We start from the raw sequence: 10,015 nt of genomic DNA on the forward strand, positions 1-10,015 counted from the left end.
GTCTTTCCAGTCGGGCGTACGTCCTTTCCGTCGGGCGTACGTGGAACCCGTCAGGCGTACGTGGAACCCGTCAGGCGTACGTGGAACCCGTCAGGCGTACGTCGCGATGTCCTTGATCATCGCGAAGCCGAGGCCGTACGCGCTCATCCCCCGCCCGTACGCCCCCACGTGCACCCCTTCCTGCGTGGACCCCGCCAGGACCCAGCCGAACTCGGACTCCCGGTAGTGGAAGGGCGTCGGCACCCCGTCCACGGGAAGGGACAGCGTCGACCAGTCGGACCCCGCCAGATCGTCCGCGAGGACCCACGCCGTCTCGGTCTGCTGGTCCAGCCAGTCGTCGCGCAGGGTGTGGTCCATCTGGCCGGGCCAGGTGAAGGACAGCAGCCCCACTCCGGCGAGCCAGGCCGCGGAGGACACCGAGGTGGCCTCCATCAGCCCTGTGCCGTCGGCGCTGCGCCGCACCGGGTTGGCCGCGACGGTGACCACGACCGCGAATCGCTCCTTGTCCTCGGTGGACTCGCTGCGGACCGACGGCTCGTCACCGTGCCCGACCGAACCGTGCTCGATGGCTCCGTCGGCCGCGGCGCCGACCTGCATGAGCCAGCGCGGCCCCGTGAAGGCCTCGTCGAGGCCGTACCACGGGAAGGGCGCCAGCAGGTAGCCGTCGACCGTACGCCGGGCGGAGGGGAGTTGTTGTCCACCCTCCGCTGCCGGCGCCTGCGCGCCTACCCGACTTGTCGTCTCCATCTGCCCGGACGCCTCCTCGCTCTAGTCGGACCGGAGCGGCCCGCCCCCCTTCGGGCGTCCTTCCGGTCCGCACAACAACTAGGCAGGATAGTCACAGCTCCGCGCCAAGCCGGGAAACCAGTCGGCACATGGCTCACATACCCGCCCGATCCGCCTTTTCCCGAACAGGCGCGACCCAAGCCTCGTACGGGGAAACGGACCGCGTTCGGCTGAATGTGAAGCGCGTTCCGGACGGCGGGCGCGCCGCCACCCCGGGGCGAGCCGCGGGCGTACGCCTCGGACGGTGACCGTGCGGCGTACGCCTCGGACGGGACCTCAGGTCGCGTCGGCGTCGAACGGCGGACGCTCGTCCGGCGCGAGCTTCTCGCGCTTCTTCGTCATGTCGACGGAGCCACCGGTGGAGCCCGTCGAGGACGACGAAGCCGCGGAAGACGAAGAGGACGAAGAGGACGAAGAGGACGAAGAAGAAGACGTGTCGGAATCCCGGCCGTGTACCGCGTCCGTGACGTCGGCCATCTCCTTCTTCAGGTCGAAGCCGTTACGGATCTCCTTGAGCCCCAGCTCGTCGTTGTCCAGCTGCTTGCGGATGAACGTCTTGGGGTTGAGGTCCTCGAACTCGAAGTCCTTGAACTCCGGCCCCAGTTCCTCACGGATGTCCGCCTTGGCGCTCTCCGAGAAGTCACGGATCTTGCGAATGGTGCGCGTGACGTCCTGGATCATCTTCGGGAGCTTCTCCGGACCGAAGACGAGCACGGCAAGGACAACGATCGTCACCAGCTCAAGCGGTCCTATGTCATTGAACACCTTGCAGCTCCTCGCGATGTCCTCGGCACTCGGCGAATCATCCGTGGTCCGGGCCGGGTCCACGGTACCCGGCGATCCTGTCCGTCCGGTACTGTCCGGGGGCTCCGTACCGCGTGTACACGGCGGGTTTTCCAGGATGTTTGCCTTGTGGGACCGGGCCTCGGGCCCGTTTCTGTGAAGTTCCTGTCAGAAGTTCCTGTCGGTCCGCGGGCCGTTGCCCACCATCGGCCGTCGGCCGTGTCAGTCGCCGTCGGCGGAGCCGAGGACGAGGGTGACCTTCTTCTCGTCGCCGTCGCGCTCCAGCGTCAGCTCCAGCCGGTCGCCGGGCCGGTGCGCACGCGTCTTGACGATGAGTTCCTCGCCGGAGTGCACCCGCTGCCCGTCGACCTCGGTGATGACGTCACCGGCCTGCACGCCGGCGCGGGCGCCGGGCCCGTCCCGGGTGACCGTCGGAGCGTCGTCGTCGCCCTTGACGCCGACGCGGGCGCCGTCGCCGGAGTACTCCATGTCGAGCGTCACACCGATCACCGGGTGGGTCGCCCTGCCGGTGTTGATGAGCTCCTCGGCGACGCGCTTGCCCTGGTTGATGGGGATGGCGAAGCCCAGGCCTATCGAGCCGGACTGGCCGCCCTCCAGCTCGGAGCCGCTGTCGGCGGAGCGGATGGCGCTGTTGATGCCGATGACGCGGGCCTTGGAGTCGACCAGGGGGCCACCGGAGTTGCCGGGGTTGATCGGCGCGTCCGTCTGCAACGCGTCCACGTACGAGATGTCGCTGCCGTCGCCCTCCTCGCCACCCGCGGTGATGGGGCGCTCCTTGGCGCTGATGATGCCCGCGGTGACGGTGTTCTCCAGGTCGAAGGGCGCGCCGATGGCGACAACGGGGTCTCCGACCTGGACGTTGTCGGAGTTTCCGAGCGAGAGGGGCCTCAGGCCGCTGACGCCGGTGACCTTGACCACGGCGAGGTCGTAGCCGCTGTCGTGGCCCACGATCTCGGCCTTGGCGGTCTCGCCACCGCTGAAGGTCACGGATATCTCGCCACTGCCGTCCGCCGGGTCGACGACGTGGTTGTTGGTGAGGATGTGGCCGCGCCGGTCGAGCACGAAGCCCGTGCCGGTGCCCTGCGCGTCCGAGCCGCTCACATGCAGCGTCACCACGCTGGGCAGCGCGCTGGCCGCGATACCGGCCACGCTGTCCGGTGCCCGTCCCTTGGCCTCGACGCCGGCCTGCGGCAGCTCGACGTCGTCGATCCCCCCGGTCCGCTCCAGGTACGCGCCCACGGCCCCGCCGACGCCTCCGGAGACGAGCGCGAGCAGTACGGCGCCGAGGACCAGGGAACGCCCGGCCCGCCCACGCCGCCCGCCCGGCGCCTCGGCGACGGCCCCGTCGTACTGCTGGAAGGGCGCGGCGGCCCAGGGGTCGTAGTTCTGCCAGGGGGTGTGCGGAGCGGAGGCATGCGGGGCTGGCCCGGCCTCCGTCGGAGCGTCCTGAAGCTGGGGCTGCGGCTGGGGCAGAGGCTGAGGCGGAGTCATGGCCCCTACCGCCGCCGTACCGTGCGCGGGAGTCGTCCTCGGGTGCTGCACCGGTGGCGCGGGCGCCCAGGGGCCGGGCCCGCCGTACGGCGGCGTGCTGTACGGGTCCGGGTCGTGCAGGGGCCTGGGCCGCTCACTGGAGGCGGGCGCGCTCACGCCACCGCTCACTTCACCCGAGCCCTGCCCGGCGGCCGGACCGGCATCAGCACCGCCGTTGTCACCGGCACCGGCACCGGCGGCAGTGGTCACACCCGTACCCGTACCCGTACCAATACCCGTGCCCGTACCCGCGGGCTTTTCCAGCTCGAAGTCGCCGTCCATGTCATCGATGTCGACGTCGATATCGACGCCGACGTCGCCCCCGTGAAACCCACTCGTGCCGTCCCCCGCGGACACCGAGTCGGCCGGAGCGGAGTCCGGTACGTGGGTCCGTGGCCGGCTCCACCACTTCGGCTTTGTGGGCTTCCCCTCGTCCATACTCTCCCCACACCTGACCCGCGGCACGGCACGTCGGCGCTCGCCGCGGTATGTCGACCTCCGCGCCCGGATTCCTGCGGCGGGCGCGGCCCGTCCCTGGATTCAACCAGGTTCGCGGGCCGCCGCGCAGAGGGCGGGTTCAGCCCGAGGCGGGAGGTGTGGGCGAGGCGACAGGCGTGGGTGCGACGGACGGGTCGGACGACGGCACGGCCGACAGTACGGACGCCTCGAACTGCGAACCCGGCGTCCATGCGGTCAGCGTGACCGGCGGGGCCGGGGCGAACGGGCGTATGAGTGGGGACATGGCGGCGGCACCCGCCATCACGGGTGTGGTCAGCGCGTGCAGCGAGCCCTTGTTCTGCTCGGCGGTCGCGGGCAGCCCGGACGGCGGCGGGACACCGGGCAGCAGGGGCGCGGACATCTCGGTCTGCGCGCCTCCCTCGCCACCGAAGGAACGCTGTCCCTGGGCGAGCAGTGGCGCCAGGGACCGGCGGCGCTGCGATTCGGAGCCGGTCGCGCCGGCCGTGCTCGCTGTGCGCATCGGTGTCACGTTGCTTCCGGAGCCCGAACCGCCGCGCGCGTCCGCGGTGTCCGCCGGTACGCCGGTCGACACCCCGCCGAGCGCGATCGCGGCGAGCGAGACGGCACCGGCCGCGGCGGCCGCGAAGCGCAGGCCCCGGGAGGCCGACCGCTCGGCCTCACGCCGGCTCATGTCATGGATGCGGAAGCCACGCTGCTCCGAGGGCAGCACGGCGGCGTGGGCGCCGGAGGGCAGGTAACCGAAGGAGTCCGGTGTCATGTCGAAGACTCCGGACGTTCCGAACGCTCCCCGGCCCAGTCGCGAGCTGTCCGAGCTGTCGTCGTCCGAGTCACTTCCCGGGTCACCTCCTCCGGGGAGCCCCTGAAGTCGGGCCAGGAAACTCTCGGAGGGGGGCGGCGGGGCGACCTCCGCGAACACGCTCTTCAGTCGTCGCTGCTCGTCGGCCTCCGACTTGCACTTCGTACAGGTGGCGAGGTGGGCCAGGACACGCTCGCGCGCCTCGTGGCCGAGCTCACCGTCCACCAGGGCGGAAAGTCGGTCGCCGAGGTGCTGCTCGGCCAGGGGCCCGTCGGCAGGATTCAGCCGTGATCCGCTCACGCGCTCGCGCCCCCTCCTCCCAGAGCGGGCACTCCGGTGACCGCGAAACCGCGGCGCTCGGCACGGGCCTCGGGAGAACGGTGGGCGAGCGCCTTGCGCAGCTGGGAGCGGCCGCGGTGGATCCGGCTGCGGACCGTGCCGAGCTTGACGCCCAGGGTCGCGGCGATCTCCTCGTACGAGAGTCCCTCGATGTCGCAGAGGACGACCGCGGCGCGGAACTCCGGTGCGAGGGTGTCGAGGGCCTGCTGGACGTCCGCGTCGAAGTGCGTGTCGTTGAAGACCTGCTGCGGGGAGGGCTCACGACTGGGCAGGCGCTCGGCCGCGTCGTCGCCGAGGGCGTCGAAGCGGATGCGCTGCTTGCGGCGGACCATGTCCAGGAAGAGGTTCGTGGTGATGCGGTGGAGCCAGCCCTCGAACGTGCCGGGCGTGTAGGTCGACAAGGAGCGGAAGACGCGGACGAAGACTTCCTGCGTCAGGTCCTCCGCGTCGTGCTGGTTGCCCGTCAGGCGGTAGGCCAGTCGGTACACCCGGCCGCTGTGCGTGCTGACGATCTCCTCCCAGGTGGGCGGAGTCCACGCCTGCGAGTCCGCGTCGGAGGTGAAGGTCGCGGTCTGAGTGGAGTCAGCGCGGGATCGGGCAGCAGTGTTGTTCACGGATTTCGGCTCCCCCGGCGATCTGAGCAGGCGCCGAAGCACCCCTCCTCGATCCACAGGTTCAGCCGCACCTCCCCTGTCGGCTCTGGTGGTGTCCAGCGGAGCCCCTACCATAGCCACCTCGCCCGTTAGCTCCGGATAAGCGGTTTTACGCGAAATTGATACGCGCTCATATGGCCGCGTCAGTACTTCCTGGCCGTCCTGATCCATCCGTAACCCCCGTGTAGTTCCCCACCCTCTCTAAACGCCTGGTCCCATCTGCGGGTTCCCGGCGCCAACGGATACAGTCACGCCCAGGCAACCACGGGGACAGGAGAGGGCCATTACCGGCAACCGGCTGACGAGCTGGGCGTTCGCCGACGCCTTTGTCGCCGAGGACGAGGCACTGCACTGGGCCCGGGAGCGGGCCCGGGAAGCAGGCCTGCGCTCGGTGTCGCCCGGCACGGGTGCCGCGCTGCGACTGCTGGCCGCCACCGTGGACGCCAAGGCGGTCGCGGAGATCGGTACCGGAACCGGAGTCTCCGGAATTCATCTGATGCACGGCATGCGGCCGGACGGCGTACTGACGACGGTGGATCCGGAGCCCGAGCACCAGCAGTTCGCCCGTCAGGCCTTCCGCGCGTCCGGCTTCGCCAGCAACCGGGCCCGTTTCATCCCGGGCCGCGCGCTGGACGTCCTGCCCCGGCTCGCGGACGCGGGATACGACCTGGTCTTCTGCGACGGCGACAGGCTGGAGTCACTCGACTACCTCGCTGAATCGTTGCGCCTGCTCCGGCCGGGCGGCCTCGTGGCCTTCGAGGGCGTGTTCGCGAACGGGCGGACGGTGGAGTCGGGCCCGCAGCCCACGGAGGTGCTGCGACTGCGCGAACTGCTGCGCACGATCCGTGAGAGCCAGGAGCTGATTCCCTCGCTGCTGCCGGTCGGCGACGGCCTGCTGTGCGCGGTCAAGCGCTGAGCCGGCCCCACCGGAGCCCGCACGGCGACAGCACCGGCCGACGCCGACTTGACCGGAGCCGACCAGCATCGACCAGCACTGACCTGCGTAAACACCTCATCCGGTCCGCGTCGGCACCCCGGCTGCGCGTCGGTGACGCACCCGGGCACACCACTGCCCCGGCATCGCGTTGATGCCGGGGCAGTGGAAGGGTATGGTCGCGTTCCGCGTCAGCCGACGACCTTTTTGAGGGCGTCGCCAAGTGCGTCGGCCTCGTCGGGGGTCAGCTCGACGACGAGCCGACCGCCGCCTTCGAGCGGAACGCGCATGACGATGCCCCGCCCCTCCTTGGTCACCTCGAGCGGGCCATCGCCCGTTCGCGGCTTCATGGCCGCCATGCTCGTTCCCCTTCCTGAAACCAGCTCATCGTCGCCGACGGCCCCATTGAAGGGCACGCATCCTCCGTCGGACACGCGTCACCGGCATCGAACACATTGCTTCCAAGCCATTATCCCGCATCTCAGGACCCGATGACCAACATCAGTCGGCATCGCTTGCGCAACGCGCTTGAGCAAAACCACCCAATTCGGCGGTGTGACTGCGATACTGCGCCACTGCATGGACTTTCGGACACCGGAATTCTTTGACGCAGGTCACATGTACGAACCCCGCCACTCATCGTGATCTCCGCCATGCTGTCCTCGGAAGCAGTGCGTACCGACGGGTACGACGGAGCCGCGCGACACATGAGGGGACCCATCATGGCCGACACCGTGCTCTACGAGGTGAGCGACGGACTCGCGACGATCACGTTGAACCGCCCCGAGGCGATGAACGCGATGAACACCGAGACCAAGGTCGCCTTCCGGGAGGCGGCGCGGGCGGCCGCCGCCGACGACTCCGTACGGGCCGTACTGCTCACCGCCGCCGGTGACCGGGCGTTCTGTGTGGGCCAGGACCTCAAGGAGCACGTCGGCGGGCTGCTGGCGGCACGCGAGCGGTCCGGCTCGGGCGAGGGCGTCATGAGCACGGTCCAGGAGCACTACAACCCGATCGTGCGGGCCCTGACGGGGGCGGCGAAGCCGGTGGTGGCCGCGGTCAACGGCGTGGCGGCCGGAGCGGGCTTCGGATTCGCGCTCGCCGCGGACTACCGCATCGTCGCCGACACGGCCGCCTTCAACACGTCGTTCGCCGGGGTCGCGCTGACCGCCGACTCCGGGATCTCCTGGACGCTGCCCCGGGTCGTCGGGCCCTCGCGCGCCGCCGACCTGCTGCTCTTCCCGCGCAGCATCACCGCGCAGGAGGCGTACGAGCTGGGGATCGCCAACCGGATCGTGCCCTTGGCCGAACTGGCCGCCGAGGCCGTGAAGCTGGCGCGCACGCTGGCCGAGGGGCCGACCCTGGCGTACGCCGCGCTCAAGGAGTCCCTCGCCTACGGGATCTCCCACTCGCTTGCGGAGACGCTGGAGAAGGAGGACGAGCTGCAGTCGCGGGCGGGGGCCTCCGAGGACCATCTGATCGCGGTGCAGGCGTTCGTCAACAAGGAGAAGCCGAAGTACCTGGGTCGGTGACGGGGCGCTCCGCTGGGTTGGGCTGGGCCGGATCGGGTGCGTCCCGTTCGGATGCGATGGTGCCGGTCGGTGGGGGCTTGGCGCGCAGTTCCCCGCGCCCCTAGACAGCACCCCTCGCCACGCAGTCCCCCAAGTGGTCGTTGACCAGGCCGCAGGCCTGCATCAGCGCGTATGCCGTGGTCGGGCCCACGAAGCGGATGCCTCGCTTTTTCAGGGCCTTGGACAGGGCGGTCGACTCGTCGGTCACGGCCGGGACGTCGGACAGCTTCTGCGGGGCCGGGCGCGAGGCCGGGTCGGGTGCGAAGGACCAGATCAGCCGGTCCAGTTCCCCCGGCGCCCAGTCGGCCAGCACGCGCGCGTTGGCGACCGTCGCCTCGATCTTGGCGCCGTTGCGGATGATCCCCGCGTCGGCGAGGAGGCGCTCCTTGTCGGTGTCCGTGAAGGCCGCCACGTCGGCGATCTTGAAGGCGGCGAAGGCGGCACGGAAGCCCTCGCGGCGGCGCAGGATCGTGATCCAGGACAGGCCCGACTGGAAGGCCTCCAGGCACAGCCGCTCGTACAGCGCGTCGTCGCCGTGGACCGGGCGGCCCCACTCCTCGTCGTGGTACGCCACGTAGTCCTCGGTCGACAGGGCCCAGGGGCAGCGCAGTGCCCCGTCGGCGCCCTTCAGGGCGTCACCGGCCTTCAGGACGTCGCCCACCTTGAGGGCGTCACCGGCGGCCTTCAGGACGTCGTCGGACTTCGGGGAGTCGCTCATCGGTGGTCCTCCTCCGTGGGCTTCTCCAGTGAGGTGGCCGCGATCACGCGGGCGCCGTCCAGCGCGGCCTCCAGGTCGGCGATCCGGGCGTCCCGCTCGGCCAGTTCCGCGCCGAGCCGGCCCAGGGCGTCGTCCACGTCGGCCATGCGGTAGCCGCGCAGGGTCACGGGAAAGCGCAGTGCCTCCACGTCGCCGCGGTGCAGCGGGCGGTCCAGCGGCATCGGGTCCCGCAGCCGCTCCGGCGCCGCCTCGGGGAGGACACCGCTGTCGCCGCCTCCCACCACGGAGAGGGTCACCGCGCCGACCACGACGACGAGGGCGACGACCAGGAACAGGAACATGTACATCTCTGAGGTCCCCACGCTCTGATGCCGGCGCGGGGCGCGTCGGCACGGAAAGTGTCAGGCCCCGATCGTGCCATGCGGGTCTGACAGTTAGGGTCGCAGGCGGCGGAACAGCGGCACCGGCCGCTCAACTACTGGGAGAGGTCACAGGGGATGCTCAGGCTGGGCAGGCGCGAGTTCGACGCGCACGAGCCGGTGATCATGGCGATCGTGAACCGGACCCCGGACTCCTTCTACGACCAGGGAGCCACCTTCCGCGACGAGCCCGCGCTCGCGCGCGTGGAGCAGGCGGTGTCCGAGGGAGCCGCCATCGTCGACATCGGCGGGGTCAAGGCCGGCCCGGGCGAGGAGGTGACGGCCGAGGAGGAGGCACGGCGGACCGTCGGATTCGTCGCCGAGGTACGACGCCGCTTCCCCGACGTGGTCATCAGCGTCGACACCTGGCGGCACGAGGTGGGCGAGGCCGTGTGCGAGGCCGGCGCGGACCTGCTCAACGACGCGTGGGGCGGTGTCGATCCGCGGCTCGCCGAGGTCGCCGGGCGGAACGGGGTGGGGATCGTGTGCACGCACGCGGGTGGCACGCAGCCGCGTACGCGTCCGCACCGCATCGCCTACGACGACGTCATGGCGGACATCCTTCGGGTGACCCTGGGGCTGGCCGAGCGGGCCGTTTCGCTGGGGGTGGCCCGGGAGTCCGTGCTCATCGATCCCGGGCACGACTTCGGGAAGAACACGCGGCACAGTCTTGAGGCGACGCGCCGGCTCGGGGAGATGGTGGACACCGGGTGGCCCGTGCTGGTCTCGCTGTCCAACAAGGACTTCGTGGGGGAGACGCTCGACCGGCCGGTGAAGGAGCGGGTGGTGGGGACGCTCGCCACGACCGCGGTGTCGGCGTGGCTGGGGGCTCAGGTGTACCGGGTGCACGAGGTCGCCGAGACGCGGCAGGTACTGGACATGGTGGCGTCGATCGCCGGGCATCGGGTGCCGGCGGTTGCCCGGCGGGGGCTGGCGTAGGGGTTTCGCCCCCGCCGCCCCTACCCTTCCCGTCGCTTCTGGGGGC

The 10,015-nt window shown here is 70.7% G+C and carries 11 protein-coding genes; 3 read left to right on the forward strand and 8 right to left on the reverse strand.

What is annotated here, in order from left to right; genetic code table 11:
* Nucleotides 1-90: 90 nt before the first annotated feature.
* From AOK01_RS18065 to sigE, 5 genes are all read right to left on the reverse strand, one after another.
* Nucleotides 91-747 carry a hypothetical protein gene (locus tag AOK01_RS18065; RefSeq protein WP_055512877.1) on the reverse strand — a complete coding sequence of 219 codons (657 nt, stop codon included), beginning with the start codon at nucleotides 745-747 and terminating at the stop codon, nucleotides 91-93.
* A gap of 315 nt (nucleotides 748-1,062) precedes the next feature.
* Nucleotides 1,063-1,551, reverse strand: a complete 489-nt coding sequence (locus tag AOK01_RS18070; protein WP_055512891.1) for a sec-independent translocase — start codon at nucleotides 1,549-1,551, stop codon at nucleotides 1,063-1,065.
* 240 nt (nucleotides 1,552-1,791) lie between these two features.
* The gene (locus AOK01_RS18075; RefSeq protein ID WP_055512879.1) at nucleotides 1,792-3,558 is read right to left on the reverse strand and encodes a S1C family serine protease; all 1,767 of its coding nucleotides are present in this window, start codon (nucleotides 3,556-3,558) and stop codon (nucleotides 1,792-1,794) included.
* 139 nt (nucleotides 3,559-3,697) lie between these two features.
* A complete protein-coding gene (locus tag AOK01_RS18080; RefSeq protein ID WP_055512881.1) occupies nucleotides 3,698-4,696 on the reverse strand; it encodes a zf-HC2 domain-containing protein in 999 nt (332 codons plus the stop codon).
* On the reverse strand, nucleotides 4,693-5,391 hold the full coding sequence (sigE, locus tag AOK01_RS18085; RefSeq protein ID WP_079103504.1) for an RNA polymerase sigma factor SigE: 699 nt from the start codon (nucleotides 5,389-5,391) through the stop codon (nucleotides 4,693-4,695). Before sigE ends, AOK01_RS18080 begins: the two co-directional genes overlap by 4 nt.
* A gap of 214 nt (nucleotides 5,392-5,605) precedes the next feature.
* Here sigE and AOK01_RS18090 point away from each other — a divergent pair, with 214 nt between their 5' ends.
* A complete protein-coding gene (locus AOK01_RS18090; protein WP_281181380.1) occupies nucleotides 5,606-6,304 on the forward strand; it encodes an O-methyltransferase in 699 nt (232 codons plus the stop codon).
* Nucleotides 6,305-6,513: 209 nt separating this feature from the next.
* Here AOK01_RS18090 and AOK01_RS41275 read toward each other — a convergent pair whose 3' ends face one another.
* Entirely contained in the window at nucleotides 6,514-6,681 is a 168-nt protein-coding gene (locus AOK01_RS41275) for a DUF3117 domain-containing protein (protein WP_003966491.1), read from the reverse strand.
* A 363-nt stretch (nucleotides 6,682-7,044) separates the two neighbouring features.
* On the opposite strand from AOK01_RS41275, the gene chcB reads away from it, so the two are divergent.
* On the forward strand, nucleotides 7,045-7,854 hold the full coding sequence (gene chcB / locus AOK01_RS18095; protein ID WP_055512893.1) for a 2-cyclohexenylcarbonyl CoA isomerase: 810 nt from the start codon (nucleotides 7,045-7,047) through the stop codon (nucleotides 7,852-7,854).
* Nucleotides 7,855-7,954: 100 nt separating this feature from the next.
* On the opposite strand, the gene AOK01_RS18100 is transcribed toward chcB, so the two are convergent.
* Together AOK01_RS18100 and AOK01_RS18105 are read right to left on the reverse strand one after the other, a co-directional pair.
* Complete coding sequence (locus tag AOK01_RS18100) at nucleotides 7,955-8,542, reverse strand: DNA-3-methyladenine glycosylase I (RefSeq protein ID WP_055512895.1); 588 nt, start codon at nucleotides 8,540-8,542, stop codon at nucleotides 7,955-7,957.
* Nucleotides 8,543-8,607: 65 nt separating this feature from the next.
* A complete protein-coding gene (locus tag AOK01_RS18105; protein ID WP_055512887.1) occupies nucleotides 8,608-8,958 on the reverse strand; it encodes a DivIVA domain-containing protein in 351 nt (116 codons plus the stop codon).
* Between the two features lie 150 nt (nucleotides 8,959-9,108).
* On the opposite strand from AOK01_RS18105, the gene folP reads away from it, so the two are divergent.
* Entirely contained in the window at nucleotides 9,109-9,969 is an 861-nt protein-coding gene (folP, locus tag AOK01_RS18110) for a dihydropteroate synthase (RefSeq protein WP_055512889.1), read from the forward strand.
* The last annotated feature ends 46 nt before the right edge of the window (nucleotides 9,970-10,015 follow it).

Source organism: Streptomyces aurantiacus (assembly GCF_001418335.1).
Taxonomy (GTDB): Bacteria; Actinomycetota; Actinomycetes; order Streptomycetales; family Streptomycetaceae; genus Streptomyces; species Streptomyces aurantiacus.

What these genes read in the sequence shown, in the direction of transcription:
- AOK01_RS18065 (WP_055512877.1), bottom strand. Translation starts at nt 747, where the DNA reads ATGGAGACGACAAGTCGGGTAGGCGCGCAGGCGCCGGCAGCGGAGGGT.
- AOK01_RS18075 (WP_055512879.1), bottom strand. Translation starts at nt 3,558, where the DNA reads ATGGACGAGGGGAAGCCCACAAAGCCGAAGTGGTGGAGCCGGCCACGG.
- AOK01_RS41275 (WP_003966491.1), bottom strand. Translation starts at nt 6,681, where the DNA reads ATGGCGGCCATGAAGCCGCGAACGGGCGATGGCCCGCTCGAGGTGACC.
- chcB (WP_055512893.1), top strand. Translation starts at nt 7,045, where the DNA reads ATGGCCGACACCGTGCTCTACGAGGTGAGCGACGGACTCGCGACGATC.
- AOK01_RS18105 (WP_055512887.1), bottom strand. Translation starts at nt 8,958, where the DNA reads ATGTACATGTTCCTGTTCCTGGTCGTCGCCCTCGTCGTCGTGGTCGGC.
- folP (WP_055512889.1), top strand. Translation starts at nt 9,109, where the DNA reads ATGCTCAGGCTGGGCAGGCGCGAGTTCGACGCGCACGAGCCGGTGATC.